Consider the following 17,311-nt stretch of genomic DNA (forward strand, 5'->3'; position numbering starts at 1 on the left):
GGCGGCCTCGCGACGATCGGTGCGGATGCTCCTGCCCGGCCGCTCAAGTCGGCAGCCCACGCTAGCGTGGAGTCATGAGCACCACAGACTCCCACCTCAACGCCGAGTGGCAGAGGCCCACCCCCAGCGGGCCTAGCCTGCGCAAAGATCTGTGGGTCACGCTGGTTCTGGCCGCCGCGACCGCCCTGAGCGTGTCGCTCACTCGCAGCGCTGGCGTCTTCACCGAAGCGCCGGTCTGGCAAGTAGCACTGTGGGTCGCGCTCATCACCCTGCCCCTCGCGCTGCGCCGTCGGTGGCCCGAGATTGTGGCCGTCACCGTCTCCGTGGTCTTCGCCGCCGGTGCCATGCTCGAAGCCAGCGACATGCTCTTCTCCAACATCTGCCTCTATCTGGCCATCTATGCGGTCGGAGCATGGAGCCGCCACCGCGTTGCGGCCAAGTGGGTGCGGGTCACCATCGTTGCCGGCATGTTCATCTGGCTATTCGCCCAGCTCATCGTGCAGGCCAACCAGCTCACCATGATGCCCGATCTCTCCCGCGAGGGGTTCTTCTCCCCCTATGCGGCGTTCGGAGTATTGCAGGTCTTGATCAACCTGGTCTATTTCGGTGCGGCCTGGTATTTCGGCGAATCCGCATGGAAATCCGCCCGCAACAGCACCGCCCTGAAGGACAGCACCGCCGCGCTCACCGTCGAGCGCGAGCGCACGGCAGCCCAGGCCATCACGCTGGAACGGGTACGCATCGCCCGCGAGTTGCACGACGTCGTCGCCCACCATGTGTCGGTAATGGGCGTGCAGGCTGGCGCAGCCCGGCGCATCCTCTCGAGTGCCCCCGGGCAGGCGGCCGACGCGCTCACCATAATCGAACAGAGCGCACGCAGCGCGGTCGACGAGTTGCACACCATGCTCGGAGCCCTGCGTGGCCACGATGCCCCAGGATCGGAACCCACTAACCAGAGCAGCAGCACCCGCGGCATCGCTCAGCTCGGCGAACTCGCCGACGAGAGCCGTACCGCCGGCGTTCCCGTACGCCTGTCAATCGTGGGCGAGGAACGCTCGATTCCTGCCACGATCGGCCTGAGCATCTACCGCATCGCCCAGGAAGCCCTGACCAACACCCGCAAACACGCCGGCCCCGGCGTCAGCACGGACCTACGCCTGCGCTACGAAACGGATGCCATCGAGCTCGAGATCACCGACGACGGAGTCGGCCCCCGGCGACAATTCGGCGCGGCAGTTGCCAGCGGCGCGAGCGCCGAAACCACCGGGCTGGGCCAGCGTGGCATGCGCGAACGGGTCGCTGCGGTTGGCGGCGAACTGCACCTCGACAGTCGACCACGCGGCGGCTACCTCGTGCGCGCACGGTTCCCGCTCATGAAGCGAGAGACCGTATGAGCGAGCCGGCCGGCATTCGCGTGCTGCTCGTGGACGACCAGGCGCTCGTGCGCGCGGGGTTTCGTGTCATTCTGCAGTCCGAGCCGGGTATTCACGTCGTGGGCGAGGCCTCCGATGGCGCCGCCGCGCTCGTCCTGGCTCGAACGCTTCAGCCCGACGTCATCTGCATGGACGTACAGATGCCCGGCGTCGGCGGCCTCACTGCCACCGGGTCGATCGTCGACGACCGCTCGATCCACGCCGCAGTGCTCATGCTCACGACCTTCGACCGCGAGGACTACCTGTTTGCAGCGCTGCAACACGGCGCGAGCGGATTCATCCTGAAGAATTCCACGCCCGAAGCGCTGATCGAGGCCGTGCAGGTGCTCGCGCGCGGCGATGCCCTGCTGGCCCCCGACGTCACCCGACGCGTCATTGAGCGGTGTGTGAACCTGACCGGGGCGTCCGTTTTGGCGGCTGCCTCGCCCAAGGCACTGCATGAGCTGACCGAACGCGAGTGCGAGGTGTTTGCGCTGCTCGCCCAAGGGCTGGCTAACGCTGAAATTGCCGCGCAGCTCTTTCTCGGTGAGGCCACAGTGAAATCGCACGTCTCGAAGGTGCTGATGAAGCTGGGGCTGCGCGACCGCATCCAAGCCGTGGTCTACGCCTACGAGCACCGCGTCATTGTGCCCGGCGGCGCCCTCGAAGCGTAGCTCCACCGCCAGGCGGAGACTGGCTTCATCCGCCAGGCGGATGTGGCAGACCGCTACCCCGCGCTACCGTGAAGACACGCACAACGAAAGGGCGGGGAATGCTCGACATCAGGGGAGTCACCAAGAGCTATGGCACGAGAAAGGTGCTCTCCGACGTGAGTTTCACCGTCGGGGACGGCCGTATGACCGGCTTTGTCGGCGCGAATGGCGCCGGTAAGACCACAACTATGCGCATCATTCTCGGCGTGCTATCGCCGAACGCGGGCATCGTTCTCATCGACGGCGTACCGGTCACCCCGAACGATCGCCGTCGGTTTGGCTACATGCCAGAGGAACGGGGCCTTTACCCCAAGATGAAGGTCGCCGAGCAGCTTGTCTACCTGGCCCGCCTGCACGGGCTGACACCGGCATCCGCTCGCCGCAACACCGACGATCTACTTGAGCGTCTCGGTCTAACCGAACGCGCCCGTGACACCGTCGAGTCGCTCTCGCTCGGCAACCAGCAGCGAGCCCAGATCGCCGCAGCTCTCGTGCACGACCCCGAGTTTCTCGTGCTCGATGAGCCATTCTCCGGCCTCGACCCACTCGCGGTGGAGGTGGTGATGAGCGTGCTCGCCGGCTACGCCGCTCAGGGCGCGCCCGTGCTGTTCTCCTCGCACCAGCTTGACATCGTTGAACGGCTCTGCGACGACCTCGTCATCATCGCCGACGGCGAGATTCGCGCGAACGGCTCCCGCGAGGCCCTGCGCGAGCAGCACAGCAGCCCGCGCTATGAAATTCGCACTGCTGGCGACACCGGCTGGATCCGCTCACAGCCCGGCATCACCGTGATCGACTTCGACGGCGATTTCGCCGTCTTTGAAGCCGAAACGGATGCCGCCAGCCAGGCTGTTCTGCACCGTGCGATCACGATCGGCGCGGTGCACACCTTCAGCCAGCAGAGGCCCAGTCTCGCCACCATCTTCAAGGAGGTCATCGCATGAGCAACCCCACCCGCCCGGTACACACCGCGCCCACCTTCGCCCAGAGCGTCTGGCTGGTCTCCAACCGCGAGATTGCGGCGCGATTGCGCAGCAAATCGTTCCTGATCGCGACCGGCATTTTGCTGCTCATTTCGATGGGCTCTGTCATCGTCGGCAGCATCATGAGCCAGAACACGAGCCTGACCAGGGTCGCCGTGGTCGGCACCGCGATCAGCGTCGTCGAGCAGACGCAAGCCTTCGACATCGTGGAAGCTTCCAGCGTCGAAGGCGCCGAGGCCCTCGTACGCGATGGCAGCGTCGATGCGGCCGTTGTGCCGTCGACGAATACCGATTCCCCGCTCGGTATCACCGTGATCACGCTCGACTCGGCGCCCAACGATGTTCACGGCACGCTCACCGTGAGCCCCGACGTGAAAATTCTCGAACCGGCCGAACAGGATGGTTTTCTCGCCTACCTCGTGGCCATCGGCTTCGGTATCATCTTTCTCATGTCGGCCACTACCTTCGGCGCCACCATCGCCCAGAGCGTCGTGGAAGAGAAGCAGACCCGTATCGTCGAGATTCTCATGTCGACCATCTCGGTGCGCGCCCTGCTCGCCGGCAAGGTTCTCGGCAACAGCCTGATGGCGTTCGCGCAGATCGTGTCCATCGGCCTGCTGGTCTCGATCGGTCTGGCGGTCACCGGGCAACGCGTGCTGCTGGCCGATGTGGGACCGGCGATTGTCTGGTTCGCCGTGTTCTTCGCCTTCGGGTTCGTGTTGCTCGCCGCCCTTTACGCGGCGACGGCGTCGATGGTGTCCCGGCAGGAAGACGTGGGATCGGCAACCTCGCCGGTGTTGTTCCTCGTGATGATCCCCTATTTCATGGTGGTTTTCTTCAACGACAACCCGCTCGTGCTGGCGATCATGTCGTACGTGCCGTTCTCGGCGCCGGTCGGAATGCCGGTGCGCATCTTCCTGAGCCAGGCCGAATGGTGGGAGCCGGTGTTGTCCCTGATCGTGCTCGCCCTGTCGACGATCGTGGTGATTCTCATCGGGTCACGCATCTACTCCAACGCGCTGCTGCGCATGGGTGCCCGCGTCTCCCTGCGCGAGGCACTGCACCGGTAGCGGCATCCGCTTCGTGCAGACGGCCAGCCGAATGCGAGAAGATGGAGGGGTGACCCAACTCCATGATCTGACATCCCGCGGTTTCGCTTCCGACAATTACTCCGGCATTCATCCGGAAATTCTGGAGGCGATAATCCAGGCCAATGGCGCCCATCAAGTTGCCTACGGCGAAGACGTTTACACGGCTAGGCTGCAGGAAGTCTTCGTCGAACAGTTCGGCGACGGCGTCGAAGCGTTCCCGGTGTTCAATGGCACCGGCGCCAACGTCACCGGGCTGCAGTCGATGCTGCCGCGTTGGGGCGCCGTGGTCTGCTCGGCCACCGCCCACATTCACAACGATGAGGGCGGCGCTCCGGAGCACGTTGGTGGCTTCAAGCTGCTGCCGGTTGTCACCCCCGACGGCAAGCTCACCCCCGAACTGATCGACCAAGAGGCCTGGGGTTGGGGCGATGAGCACCGCGCCCAGCCGCTCGTCGTGGCCATCACTCAAACCACGGAGCTTGGCACTGCGTACACCGTGGACGAGGTGCGCGCGATCGCCGATCACGCCCACTCCAAGGGAATGACGCTGCACATGGACGGCGCCCGCATTTCTAACGCCGCGGCGAGCCTGGGAGTGCCGCTCCGCGCCTTCACCCGCGATGCCGGCGTCGACGTGCTCAGCTTCGGCGGCACCAAGAACGGCATGATGCTCGGTGAGTGCATCGTGGTACTGAACCCGGCAGCATCCACCGGTCTGAAATTTCTGCGCAAGTCAAACATGCAGCTCTCCAGCAAGATGCGTTTTGTGTCGGCGCAGCTGATCGCGCTACTCGACGGCGACCTGTGGTTGCGAAACGCCAGCCACGCCAATGCGATGGCCGCCCGGCTGCGCGGCGCGCTTGAAACCGAACTCGCCCAGGGCACGATCACCGGCCTGACCTTTAGCCAGGCAACCCAGGCCAACGCAATCTTCGCCACTCTGCCCGACGGTGTCGCCGACCGCCTGCGCGATTCCTTTCGCTTTTACGATTGGGACGCCGCCAGGAACGAGGTGCGCTGGATGTGCGGCTTCGACACGACCGAGGACGATATCGACCAGTTCATCGTCGCCATCACCCGAGAACTGTCATGACTTTCAAGGATCAGCCGTGGCTCGCCTCCTACGCTCCCGGCGTTCCCGACACCATCGATGAGACTGCCGAAACCCTTACCGACATGATCGAGGCCTCGGTCGAGCGGTTCGCGCTTAACATCGCGTTGGATTTCTTCGGTGCCACGACCACCTTTGAGGAGCTCGGCGAGCAAATCTCCCGAGCTGCCAATGGTCTGCGCAAACTCGGCGTGAGCCCGGGCGACCGGGTGGCCCTCGTACTGCCGAACTGCCCGCAGCACGTCGTCGCGTTCTACGCGGTTCTGCGCCTCGGCGCCATCGTGGTCGAGCACAATCCGCTCTACACCGACCGCGAGCTGCGCCACCAATTTGAAGACCACGGCGCGAAGGTCGCGATCGTCTGGGACAAGGTCTACGACGCCGTCCGTGCTTTTCCCAAAGACATGGGCGTAACGGATGTCGTCACCATCGACCTCACCCGCGCCATGCCGTTCTCGAAACGGCTGGCCCTCAAGCTGCCGATCAAGAAGGCCAGGGACGCTCGCGCCTCCCTCACCGCCGGCCCCGGAAAGGGCGCGATCAGCTGGCACTCCATCGTTGGAACGCGCAGGCTGCATGCGTCGCACCAGCGCCCGCTGCTCGGGGACACTGCCGTTTTGCAATACACGAGCGGCACGACCGGCACCCCCAAGGGCGCCATTTTGAGCCACTATAACCTGCGCGCCAACGCCGCGCAGGGCTCCGCCTGGGTGGCGGGCCTACGGCCCGGAGAGGAAACCGTGTACGGCGTGCTGCCCATGTTCCACGCCTATGGCCTCACGCTCTGCCTTACCTTCGCCATGAGCATCGGCGCGCGCCTTGTGCTGTTTCCGAAGTTCGACGAGAAGCTCGTGCTCGACGCAGCCCGGCACGCTCCGCCCACTTTTTTGCCGGCGGTGCCCCCGATCTACGACCGCCTGGTCACGGCCGCAGCGAAGAAGAAGGTGAGTCTGGCGGGCATCCACTTTGCTATTTCTGGTGCCATGAACCTGCCGGTGTCGATCGTGGAACGCTGGGAGAAGGCGACCGGCGGGCTGCTGGTCGAGGGCTACGGCATGACCGAAGCGTCGCCGATCGTGGCCGGCAACCCGATCGGCCCGACCCGACGCCCCGGAACGGTCGGGGTGCCGTTTCCGAGCACCGACATTCGCGTGGTCGACCCGGAGGACCCGACGATCGAGCGCGGCTTCGAGGAGGAGGGCGAGCTGCTCGTCGCCGGTCCCCAGGTATTCTCGGGCTATTGGGACCGCCCGAGCGAGACCGCCCAGGTGCTGCTGCCCGGCGGCTGGCTGCGTACCGGCGATATCGTGCGGGTCTCCGCCGACGGCTTCATCACGGTCGTCGACCGCATGAAGGAACTCATCATCACCGGCGGTTTCAACGTGTCGCCGTCTGAGGTCGAAGGAGCACTGCTCTCGCACCCCGACATCGTCGATGCTGCTGCGGTCGGCCTGCCAAGCGCGAACGGCGGCGAGGACGTTGTGGCCGTGGTCGTGCTGACTCCCGGCGCGGAACTCGATGTGAGCGCGGTGCGCGAATACTGCCGCACCCGGCTCTCCGCCTACAAGGTGCCACGCCGCATCGTCGAGGTCGATGACCTGCCGCGCAGCCTGCTCGGCAAGGTGCTGCGTCGCGAGGTGCGCAACCGACTGCAGGGCAAGTAGGCTGCGCGGCTAACTCGCGGGGCAGTACGAGCGGAGTTGCACGAGAAAGTCCTCGTCGATGGCGGACGCACTGGTTTCCTCGCCACTTTCCTCGCCACTTTCCTCGCCATTTTCCTCGCCACAGAACACCATGGAGCTCATCAACGGACTCGCACTCGTCGTCAGCAGACCGGAGCCAACCTCCTCACCGGCACAGGTGAGGTCGAAGGGAACGCTGACTTGGCCGGTCTGAAACCCCATGATGTAGACACCGATCTGGGGATCGGACGGTTTCGCAGAATCGAAGAAATCGCTCAGCTCACCCGTAAAAGCACCTACCTGGCCGGTTCGGCCGAATTCGCCCATCAGAAAGTCAAGCCACGGAGGTTCAAAATAGGCCGGGGCAAGAAGTTCATCACTGGTCACAGTGGGCGCATAGTCGAACTCGGTATCAACATGGTCTTGCATTCCGTCCGGTGCTACGTTCAGTGTCCGGTAGCCGAGGGCGCCTAGCTCCGCGTCCTGCAGCGGATGCCAGGTCAGTTGCGCATCTTGCGGACTGCAAGCCACCGGTTGGGGACTCGAAACGGATGCCGTCGACGTCACGTCCGCCGGAAAGTAGGCGCTGCAGCCGGTCATGGACACCACCAACGCGGTCGTTGCCGCCAGCACTCCGAAAGGACGCGCACTGGTGTGCTGCTTCACGGTTCCACCTCGGGTCTTCGTTCTGTTACCTAATGACACCTTAGGTGGAATCATGCGTACCCTAAATTGTTGCACCCCATCTGTCGATTCAGGCCCAGCACGCGGGACTACACACGCACCAGATAAGCGCATTCGACGGCGCCGCCATCGCTGCCGCGTTCAATCTCACGCCGGAGCAGGACGAACTACTTCTCGCGAACGACTAGCCCCTCCGGTTGCGCAGCGCGCGGCCCACGGAGCAGAAACGTCGGGATCGACGATCCGACGATAATCACTGCCGTGAGCCACGCGAGGTGCACCACGAGCGGGTACGGCCAGTACATGGTCACTCCCACACCCGCCAGGGTGATGACCAGAGCCGCCAGAGCCGGCCACCACACTCGCCGCCAGGCGAAGATCAAGGCCGCAGCGGGAATCCAATAGGCGATTTCACTTCCCACGCCCATTGCGCGCACCGAGTCAGCTGGCACCTGCAGAAACGGAACCGCGTCGACCCACGGGCCAAAGAACATCGCCGCACAGTGGAACACGAGCAGCAGCCCGCTCACGAACGCGAGGGCAGCCGCCGCCCAGCCCACGCGCACGGAACGGCCACGCAGTACCGGGCGACCCAGCACGAGCCGCAGTACTCCGCTGGCTACCACGACGGCCAGCAGGCTTCCCCACAGAATTGGCTGATTCACAGCTGTCGGTCTCCTGCCGGGCTTAGGGGCGGAGGAGAACTTTGATGGCCCGGCGCTCGTCCATCGCGGCGTAGGCCTCGGCTACCTCGGCGAGGGGCAGCTGCACGTCGAAGACGCGGCCGGGGTTGATCTGGCCCGAGAGCACCTCGGGCAGCAGCTCCTCAACATAGCTGCGAACGGATGCCACGCCACCGTTCACGCCCACGTTCGTTCCGAACAGGGTGCGGATGGGCAGCTCGGCGCCGCCGTTGGGCACGCCGACATAGCCGACCATTCCGCCGGGACGAGCAGAGCGAATGGCCTGGTCCATCGATTCCTGGGTGCCGACGCACTCCAGTACGAAGTCCGCGCCGATCCCGTCGAACAGGGCCTGCACGGCGGCAACACCCGCGTCGCCGCGCGCTTCGATGACATCGGTCGCACCGAATTCGCGGGCGAGAGCCTGACGATCCGCGTGACGGGACATGGCGACGATGCGGCTCGCACCGAGGCGCTTGCTGGCCAGGATGGCGCACAGCCCAACGGCTCCGTCACCGACGACGACCACGTTGCTACCGGGCGTCACGCCGGCCGAGACGGCAGCGTGATGTCCGGTGCCCATGACATCGGCGAGGGTGAGCAGACTCGGCACGAGGTCATCGTTTGGAACGGTCGGTGTGGCAACGAGCGAACCGTCGGCGTGCGGCACGCGAACGCGCTCGCCCTGGGCGCCGTCGGCGAAGCCGCCGAGCTGGTCATCCGCTCCCCACCAGCCGCCGTTAAGGCAGGAGGTGCTCACGCCATTCTGGCAGTTCGCGCAGGTGCCGTCGCAGTCGTAGAACGGGGCAATGACGAACTCGCCGACCTTGATGGTCGACACATCCGGACCGACGGCTTCGACGATACCGACGAATTCGTGGCCGATACGGTGCGGTTTCTTGGTCGGTGTGATTCCGCGGTAGGACCAGAGGTCGGACCCGCAGACGCAGGCCGCGACGACGCGAACAATGGCATCGCCACCGGTCGAGAGTACGGGTTCAGGAACTTCTTCGAGGCGAACATCGCGTTCACCATAAATCACAGTAGCAAGCATTGCTAAACCCTAACCCGCGACTCTGGGTGTCTCCCCCCTCACCTGCATTCGCGTAACGGGCTAGAGCAGGTCCTCCTCGAGGGGAACGTCCAACAGGGCGGGAGCGGATGCGACGGTGAGCGAATCGCCGCCTTCGGCGAGCGCCACGAGCACCGTATCGCCGTCGCGAATCTCGCCGGCGAGCAGCGCCCTGGCCAGGCGGTCGTCGATCTCCCGTTGCATCAGGCGCCGCAACGGACGCGCACCGTAGATTGGATCGTAACCGCGTTCGGCCAGCCAGCGGCGGGCATCCGGTGTCACGGCGAGCTCAAGCCGGCGCTCGGCGAGACGCTTCTGCAAGCGGTCGACGTCGAGTTCAACGATTTCGCCAAGCTCATCGGTGGTGAGCGAGGAGAACACCACGATGTCGTCGAGCCGGTTGACGAACTCAGGTTTAAAGGACTGCCGCACGAGCGACTGCACGGCGTCCTCCTTCTGTTGCACCGAGAGACTCTGGTCGACCAGAAACTGCGAGCCGAGGTTGGAAGTGAGCACGAGGATGGTGTTGCGAAAGTCCACGGTGCGGCCCTGGCCGTCGGTAAGCCGGCCGTCATCGAGCACCTGCAGCAGCACGTCGAACACCTCGGGGTGCGCCTTCTCGACCTCGTCGAACAGAATCACCGAGTAGGGGCGACGCCGCACAGCTTCGGTGAGCTGCCCGCCCTGCTCGTAACCGACGTAGCCGGGAGGCGCTCCGACCAGGCGCGACACCGAGAACTTCTCGCCGTACTCGCTCATGTCGATGCGCACCATGGCTTTTTCGTCGTCGAACAGAAACTCGGCGAGCGCCTTGGCGAGCTCGGTCTTGCCGACGCCGGTCGGGCCTAGAAAGAGGAACGAACCGGTCGGCCGATCGGGGTCGGAGATTCCGGCGCGGGAGCGCCGCACGGCGTCGGCGACCGAGCGCACCGCCCGCTTCTGCCCGATCAGACGGTGGCCGAGCTCATGTTCGAGGTTCAACAGCTTGTCGGTTTCGCCCTGCAGCAGGCGGCCGACCGGAATGCCGGTCCAGGCGGCGACCACTGCGGCGATGTCCTCGCTCGTGACCTGATCGTTGACCATGCGCGGTCCGACAGACTCTTCCTTCTCGGCATCGGCGAGCGCCCGTTCCATCACCGGAATATCGCCGTAGAGCAGCCGGGACGCCTTCTCCAGATTGCCCTCACGCTGAGCTCGATCCGACTCAATGCGCGCGGCGTCAAGGCGCTCGCGCAACTCGCCGACCCGGTTGAGCGAGGCCCGCTCGGCATCCCAGCGCGCCTGGAGCTCCTTCAGGTTTGCCTCGCGCTCCGTCAGATCGCTGCGCAGTTTCACCAAACGCGCTTTGGAGGCGTCGTCCTTCTCTTTCTTCAGTGCGAGTTCTTCCAACTTGAGCCGGTCGACGCTACGCCGTAGCTCGTCGATCTCCACCGGCGAGGAGTCGATCTCCATCCGCAACCGGCTGGCGGCCTCATCGATGAGGTCAATGGCCTTATCGGGCAGCTGACGGGCGGTGATATACCGATTCGAGAGGGATGCCGCGGCCACGAGGGCCGAATCGGCGATCGTCACTTTGTGGTGGGCTTCGTAGCGTTCCTTGAGCCCGCGCAGAATGGCGACGGTGTCTTCCACCGAGGGTTCGTCGACGAGTACCGGCTGGAAGCGGCGCTCGAGGGCGGCATCCTTTTCAATGAATTCGCGGTATTCGTTGAGGGTCGTGGCGCCGATCAGGCGCAGTTCGCCGCGGGCGAGCATGGGCTTGAGCATATTCGACGCCGCCACGGAGCCCTCCCCGCCGCCCGCGCCCATAAGGGTGTGCAGTTCATCGACGAAGGTGATGATCTGGCCGTCAGCGTCATTGATCTCCTTGAGCACGGCCTTGAGCCGCTCCTCAAACTCGCCGCGATACTTGGCGCCCGCCACGAGGGCGGCCAGGTCGAGCGAGACGAGTTGCTTGTCCTTGAGTGAGTCGGCGACGTCGCCGGCGACGATGCGTTGGGCCAGTCCCTCGACCACGGCGGTCTTGCCCACGCCGGGTTGGCCGATCAGTACGGGGTTGTTCTTGGTGCGCCGGGTGAGCACCTGGCTGATCCGGCGAATTTCGGCGTCACGTCCAATCACCGGGTCGAGCTTTCCGCTGCGGGCGATATCGGTGAGGTTCATGCCATACAGTTCGAGGGCCGACTTGGCGTCTTGCTGTGGGGGTTGCTGACCGGCTTGCATGCGCTATCTCCTCTAAAGTTGAGCCTGACTGGCTCAAGTTTAGTCCCCCCGAGGCCACCAGCCGAAATAGGCCACCGAAGATTCCAAAACTGAACAACTTGTTCGGCAAAGTTCGCTGAGCACCAGTCAGATAGTGCAGTTTGTGACGTCCTGATTAGTCGAATTGTCAAACTTCTGCTACATCACTACGCTTTGAACCAGACCCGTCATTGCCGACGCTTTACTCGCCGAGCATGTCTGGCACTTGGTTACGAGTGAGGTTGAAAGATTATGGTGCAGCAGCGCGAAGCCATCAGCAGGCTGCCCGCCTACAAGCAGGGCGCCGCAGCGGGCGATTCGGGAGCATTCAAACTGTCGTCGAACGAGAACCCGTTCCCGCCGCTCGCCTCGGTGACTGGGGTCCTCGCATCCGCTCTTGGGGAGATCCACCTGTACCCGAGCATGGCTGTGACCGAGGTCACCGACCGCATCGCCGCCAGATTCGACGTTGATGCCTCGAACGTGGCCTTCGGTGCCGGCTCGGTTGAGGTACTGTCCCAGATCATCCACGCGAGCGCCGGAGCCGGCGACGAGGTCATCTTCGCCTGGCGATCCTTCGAGGCCTACCCGATCCTGGTGCAGGTCGCCGGAGCGACGCCCGTTCCGGTCGCCCTCACGAGCGACGAACGCCACGACCTAAACGCCATGGCCGACGCGATCACCACTCAGACCCGGCTCATTCTGGTCTGCAATCCGAACAACCCGACCGGCGCCTTCGTCACCATCGACGAGTTGCACACGTTCCTGGCGCGGGTGCCCGAGAACGTGCTGGTCGTCGTCGACGAAGCCTACGTGCACTTCAACCGGGACGCCTCCTCTGCTGTTGGCATTGATTTTTTTCACCGCTACCCCAACGTGGCCGTGCTGCACACCTTCTCCAAGGCCTACGGTCTGGCCGGCCTGCGCATCGGCTACGCGATTGCACCGACCGCTGTTGCCGCGAACCTGCGCCGAGTGGCCCTGCCGTTCGGCGTGACCGCGCTCGCCCAGCGCGCCGCCCTCGCTTCCCTCGATGCGGAGGCCGAACTGACCGTGCGCATCGACCAGATTGTCGCCGAACGCACCCGGGTATTGATCGCATTGCGCGCGAGCGGATGGCGCGTCACCGATTCGCAGGGAAATTTCGTCTGGCTGCGCACCGGCGACGACACCGACCGGGTGAACGCCGTGTTCATCACCGAAGGCATCCTGGCCCGGGCTTTCCCCGGCGAGGGACTGCGCGTGACGATCGGCACGGCCGAGCAAAACGACCGATTCCTGGTCGCCACGGCAGCCGCCCTCGAGCCCGCAACCGTCTAACCCCTGACCGTCCGGCCGCAGATTCCTGCGTGCCGTATCAGCATAAATTCAAAGGAGAATTTCCAGCATGAAACACACCAGATCTTTATCCGGCCTCGCCCTGGTCGCCGCGGGCGCCCTCGCACTCAGCGGATGCGCGGCGAGCGAGCCGAAAGCATCCGCTTCAGACGACATGATCACGATCGGCATCAGCCAGATCGTGCAGCACCAGGCGCTCGACGACGCCCGCGAGGGCTTCAAGCAGGCCTTCGTGGACGCCGGCTACGTCGAGGGCACCGACATTGAGTTCGACGAGCAGAACGCGCAGGGCGAGCAGGCCACCGCGAGCACCATCGCTGCTAAGTTTGCCGCCGACAAGGTCGACCTCGTGCTGGCGATCGCCACGCCCACCGCGCAGGCCGCCGCGCAGACGATCATCGACATTCCCGTGCTGTTCACCGCCGTGACCGAGCCCAAAGAAGCCGGACTGGTCGAGAGCTGGGAGAAGCCGGGCAGCAACATCAGCGGCACTAGTGACCTGAACCCGGTCAAGGAACAGCTCGAACTGATCCAGGAGATTCTGCCAGACGCCCAGACGGTCGGCATCATCTATAGCTCGGGCGAGGTCAACTCCGACGTTCAGGTTGAGCTCGCCAAGGAGGCGGCTAAGGACCTGGGCCTGACCATCAAGGAAGCGACCGTCACCAACTCAAGCGAGGTCGCCCAGGCCACCGTATCGCTCGGCGATGTCGACGCCATCTATATTCCCACCGACAACCGTGTCACCGAGGGCCTCGAAGCCGTCATCCAGTACTCCGAGTCGAACCAGATTCCGCTGTTCGGTGCCGAAAACGGGCAGGTCGAGCGTGGCGCCATCGCGACCTACGGCATCAGCTACACCGACCTCGGCTACCAGACCGGCCAGATGGCCATCCGCATCCTCGAAGACGGGGAGAACCCGGGCGACATGCCCGTTGAAACCCTCGACACGATCGAGTTCATCCTCAACCCGTCCGCTGCCGAGCGCATGGGAGTGACCCTCACCGAAGAACTCATCGCCAAGGCCGACCGAATCATCGAATAACAACCGCTTCTCATACCCGAAGGAATAACCAGATGAATGCGGCTCTCGAACTCGGCCTGCTCTACGGAATCATGGCGTTGGGTGTCTACCTGACGTTTCGAATCCTCAACTTTCCCGACCTCACCGTCGACGGAAGTTTCACGACCGGGGCTGCGGTAGCCGCGTCGCTCATCATCAATGGTGTGCCCGCTCCCCTCGCCACCCTCGCCGGGGCGGCGTCGGGAGCGGTGGCCGGCCTGGTCACCGGTGTGCTCTATACCAAGGGGCGCATCGACGGCCTCCTCGCCGGCATCCTGACCATGATCGCGCTGTGGTCGATCAACCTGCGCATCATGGGCAAATCCAATCTGCCCTTGTTGCGCGAAGACACCATGATGACGCCGCTGCGTGACGCCGGTCTGTTCGGCGGAGCCTGGAGCATCCTGATCTTCGCCGTTGCGGCCCTCCTCATCAAGTTCGCCATCGACTGGTTCCTCAGCACCGACCTCGGTCTGTCGATTCAGGCAACCGGCAACAACGAACAGATGATCCGCAGCCTCGGCGTCAACACGCACCGCACGACGATTCTCACCCTCGCGATCTCCAACGGGCTTGTCGCGCTCTGCGGCGCGCTCATCGCGCAGTACCAGGGCTTCGCCGACGTCAGCATGGGCATCGGCCTCATTCTGGTCGGACTCGCCTCCGTCATCGTCGGCCAGGCCGTTTTCGGGCGTCGCACCATTTTTCTCGCCTCGCTCGCCGTCATCGGCGGCGCCGTGATCTATCGCTTGGTGATCTTCTTTGCCCTCGGCGCCGGCCTCAACCCGAACGACATGAAGCTCATCTCGGCGCTGCTCGTCGTCGCAGCGCTGCTGCTGCCGCGCTGGGGCTTCCTGAAACACATCCCCTCGCTGCGCCAGATGCGTTCCGCCGCCGGCAGTGCCAACTACAGCAAATCCACTTAGGAGTCTCATGCTGCTCATTCAGAACATCACCAAGACCTTCTTTCCCGGCACAATCAACGAACGCGTCGCCCTCAACGACGTATCATTGCAGCTGAAAACCGGTGATTTCGTCACCGTCATTGGCAGCAACGGCGCCGGCAAATCCACCCTGCTCAACATGATCAGCGGCAAGCTGCCGGTTGATTCCGGCGACCTGTCGATCGATGGCAGTTCTGTCAAGCGGATGCCCGACTACGCACGCGCCGCGTATGTCGGCCGAGTGTTCCAAGATCCCATGGCCGGCACCGCGCCCGACCTGAGCATCGAACAAAACCTTGCGCTCGCGCTGCGCCGCGGTCAGCATCGCGGGCTCGCCTGGGGCGTCACCCACAAGCGTCGGGCGTTCTTTCGCGAGGAGTTGCTCTCGCTTGAGCTCGGCCTCGAAAACCGGCTCAAGGCCCGGGTGGGACTGCTTTCGGGCGGCCAGCGGCAGGCCCTGTCACTGCTCATGGCGAGCTTCACCCAGCCACGCATCCTGCTGCTCGATGAGCACACCGCCGCCCTCGACCCGCAGCGGGCTGAGCTTGTCACGACGCTCACCGAGAGCATCGTCGAGAAGCACCATCTGACCACGCTCATGGTCACGCACAATATGGAACAGGCGCTGCGCCTCGGCAACCGACTCATCATGATGCACGAGGGCCAGATCATTCTCGACGTCGACGCCGAGCGCAAGGCCACCATGACGGTGCCCGACCTGCTCGCCGAGTTCGCGAAGATCAAGGGCGCGTCCCTCGACGACCGGGCGCTGCTCGGGTAGTCGGCGGCGGCAAGAAACGCGGGGATGCGAGTACCGGGTCGGCGTTTCTGTCCCTGTGACGGGCCGTAGACTCGATCGCGGCTGGCTCGTCGGCGTGTGCCGCCTGAGCCGAATCACGCGCATTCGCACCCGAGGACGTATACATCTCGGCTCATAAAACAACCTGGGATGTATACCTTGCATTCCTGCACGAATCCGAGCGGCTGATCCGCGAAAGTACCGAATGGTGACCGCGCACGGGGACATCGTCTGGGTCGACTTCGGCTCGCCGCGCGGCTCCGAACCCGCCAAAGTTCGCCCTGCGGTCGTCGTGCAAGAGGACTGGTTATTGGCGACAAACGTCGCCACCGTACAGGTCGTCCCGTTGACGTCGCACTTAGGCCTGAAAGCGTTCCCTGGGAATGTCCTCATACCCGCCGAGGCCTCTGGGCTCGAGAGAGACTCCGTCGCAGTCGTCTCTCAGGTCAGCCCAGGCAGCCGGGAGTTCCTCGAACCGTATCCCGCCGGGCATATCCCTGCGCACCTGCTCGTCGAGATTGGAGCCGGCATCTGACTCGCCCTCGGTTTCTAGACCGGCGCACCATTCATGGAGACGGCGGGAAGTGCCCGGCGGGCGGATGCTGCAAGAACTCCATCGATAGCTCCGAGGACCTGACCAGGCTTCGATATGAACCACCCGGCGTCGTATCACGGCTTCGCTCGCTCGACCTATCGGCAGAACGACTGAGCGGGCGTATTCCGCACCGGAATCACCGACCGAGAAACTCGATCGCAGCCTGCTTGAAGGCCCGTGAGCTCACGGCGTTCAGGTGAGTTCGGGCGGGCAGCCACAGCGTTTCGGTATCGGCGGCGAGGGCCGCCAGCACAGTGGTTCCGGTCGCGAGCACATCACGATCGCCGGTCACGAAGAGAAGAGGCCGCACTGGAACGGATGCGCCCGGCTCGAACCGTTCCGCTTTGATCGCAGCGACCAGCCGCAGCAACGCGGGGGTGTTCGCGCCGGGAGCGAGCTGCATCATGGACATCAATGAGGCGGTCGACTCGTGGTCGATCACCGAGGAGTCGGCGAGAAACCGAGCGGCCGCCTCAAGGTCGAAGTCGGCGAGCGGGTCCACGGCACTCATGCCGCCGAGCACCGCGCGGTTGATCAGGTCGGGCCGCTCGGCGGCGAGTTCCCAGACCAGGCGTGAGCCGAGCGAGTAGCCGACCAGGTCGACGCCGGAGGCGGGCTGGTCGACCTCGCGGGGCCGGACGCCGGCCAGGGTGAGTACCTCGAGCAGGTGGGCGCGCAGGCGGCTGGGGGCGTAGGCATCCGTTTCGAGCGGGGCATGACTCGCGCCGTGGCCGAGCAGATCGACGGTGATGACGCGCCGACCGGCGTTTCGAAGGTCGCGCACCCAGCCGGTCGCCTCCCAGTTGAGAGCGGTCGACGACGCGAAGCCGTGCACGAGCAGCACCGGGGCAAGGCCGGCGTCGAGCGCGGGTTCATGCCAGCGCCAGCTGGTAAGCATTT

16 protein-coding genes are annotated in these 17,311 nt (G+C 64.6%); 11 read left to right on the plus strand and 5 right to left on the minus strand.

Features of this window, described 5'->3' with window-relative positions:
* The first annotated feature begins 74 nt into the window (after window positions 1-74).
* From CXY71_RS12635 to CXY71_RS12660, 6 genes are all read left to right on the plus strand, one after another.
* Entirely contained in the window at window positions 75-1,394 is a 1,320-nt protein-coding gene (locus CXY71_RS12635) for a sensor histidine kinase (protein WP_104135957.1), read from the plus strand.
* A complete protein-coding gene (locus CXY71_RS12640) occupies window positions 1,391-2,086 on the plus strand; it encodes a response regulator transcription factor (RefSeq protein WP_104135958.1) in 696 nt (231 codons plus the stop codon). The genes CXY71_RS12635 and CXY71_RS12640 overlap by 4 nt, the downstream gene beginning before the upstream one ends.
* Window positions 2,087-2,184: 98 nt before the next feature.
* Window positions 2,185-3,069, plus strand: coding sequence for an ABC transporter ATP-binding protein (locus CXY71_RS12645; protein ID WP_104135959.1), 885 nt, complete (start codon window positions 2,185-2,187; stop codon window positions 3,067-3,069).
* On the plus strand, window positions 3,066-4,178 hold the full coding sequence (locus tag CXY71_RS12650; RefSeq protein WP_104135960.1) for an ABC transporter permease: 1,113 nt from the start codon (window positions 3,066-3,068) through the stop codon (window positions 4,176-4,178). Before CXY71_RS12645 ends, CXY71_RS12650 begins: the two co-directional genes overlap by 4 nt.
* 49 nt (window positions 4,179-4,227) lie before the next feature.
* Window positions 4,228-5,292, plus strand: coding sequence for a low specificity L-threonine aldolase (locus CXY71_RS12655; RefSeq protein WP_233198503.1), 1,065 nt, complete (start codon window positions 4,228-4,230; stop codon window positions 5,290-5,292).
* Window positions 5,289-6,974, plus strand: coding sequence for a long-chain-fatty-acid--CoA ligase (locus CXY71_RS12660; protein ID WP_104135962.1), 1,686 nt, complete (start codon window positions 5,289-5,291; stop codon window positions 6,972-6,974). Before CXY71_RS12655 ends, CXY71_RS12660 begins: the two co-directional genes overlap by 4 nt.
* A 9-nt stretch (window positions 6,975-6,983) precedes the next feature.
* On the opposite strand, the gene CXY71_RS12665 is transcribed toward CXY71_RS12660, so the two are convergent.
* From CXY71_RS12665 to CXY71_RS12680, 4 genes are all read right to left on the minus strand, one after another.
* A complete protein-coding gene (locus CXY71_RS12665; protein WP_104135963.1) occupies window positions 6,984-7,658 on the minus strand; it encodes a hypothetical protein in 675 nt (224 codons plus the stop codon).
* A 185-nt stretch (window positions 7,659-7,843) separates the two neighbouring features.
* Complete coding sequence (locus CXY71_RS12670) at window positions 7,844-8,341, minus strand: hypothetical protein (protein ID WP_104135964.1); 498 nt, start codon at window positions 8,339-8,341, stop codon at window positions 7,844-7,846.
* A gap of 22 nt (window positions 8,342-8,363) precedes the next feature.
* Window positions 8,364-9,413 carry a zinc-dependent alcohol dehydrogenase family protein gene (locus CXY71_RS12675; RefSeq protein ID WP_104135965.1) on the minus strand — a complete coding sequence of 350 codons (1,050 nt, stop codon included), beginning with the start codon at window positions 9,411-9,413 and terminating at the stop codon, window positions 8,364-8,366.
* 60 nt (window positions 9,414-9,473) lie between these two features.
* Window positions 9,474-11,654, minus strand: a complete 2,181-nt coding sequence (locus tag CXY71_RS12680) for an ATP-dependent Clp protease ATP-binding subunit (protein ID WP_104135966.1) — start codon at window positions 11,652-11,654, stop codon at window positions 9,474-9,476.
* A 270-nt stretch (window positions 11,655-11,924) separates the two neighbouring features.
* Here CXY71_RS12680 and hisC point away from each other — a divergent pair, with 270 nt between their 5' ends.
* From hisC to CXY71_RS12705, 5 genes are all read left to right on the plus strand, one after another.
* The gene (gene hisC, locus CXY71_RS12685) at window positions 11,925-12,992 is read left to right on the plus strand and encodes a histidinol-phosphate transaminase (RefSeq protein ID WP_199184299.1); all 1,068 of its coding nucleotides are present in this window, start codon (window positions 11,925-11,927) and stop codon (window positions 12,990-12,992) included.
* 67 nt (window positions 12,993-13,059) lie between these two features.
* The gene (locus CXY71_RS12690) at window positions 13,060-14,055 is read left to right on the plus strand and encodes an ABC transporter substrate-binding protein (protein WP_104135968.1); all 996 of its coding nucleotides are present in this window, start codon (window positions 13,060-13,062) and stop codon (window positions 14,053-14,055) included.
* 32 nt (window positions 14,056-14,087) lie between these two features.
* Window positions 14,088-14,999 carry an ABC transporter permease gene (locus tag CXY71_RS12695; RefSeq protein WP_104135969.1) on the plus strand — a complete coding sequence of 304 codons (912 nt, stop codon included), beginning with the start codon at window positions 14,088-14,090 and terminating at the stop codon, window positions 14,997-14,999.
* 7 nt (window positions 15,000-15,006) lie between these two features.
* Entirely contained in the window at window positions 15,007-15,798 is a 792-nt protein-coding gene (locus tag CXY71_RS12700; protein ID WP_104135970.1) for an ABC transporter ATP-binding protein, read from the plus strand.
* A 223-nt stretch (window positions 15,799-16,021) separates the two neighbouring features.
* Window positions 16,022-16,351, plus strand: a complete 330-nt coding sequence (locus CXY71_RS12705; RefSeq protein ID WP_233198502.1) for a type II toxin-antitoxin system PemK/MazF family toxin — start codon at window positions 16,022-16,024, stop codon at window positions 16,349-16,351.
* Window positions 16,352-16,547: 196 nt separating this feature from the next.
* Here the strand turns inward: CXY71_RS12705 and CXY71_RS12710 are convergent, their stop codons facing one another.
* Window positions 16,548-17,309: an alpha/beta fold hydrolase gene (locus CXY71_RS12710; RefSeq protein ID WP_104135971.1), complete on the minus strand. Its 762-nt coding sequence runs from the start codon at window positions 17,307-17,309 to the stop codon at window positions 16,548-16,550.
* Between the last annotated feature and the right edge of the window lie 2 nt (window positions 17,310-17,311).

The organism is Cryobacterium sp. Y62 (assembly GCF_002929785.1).
GTDB lineage: Bacteria > Actinomycetota > Actinomycetes > Actinomycetales > Microbacteriaceae > Cryobacterium.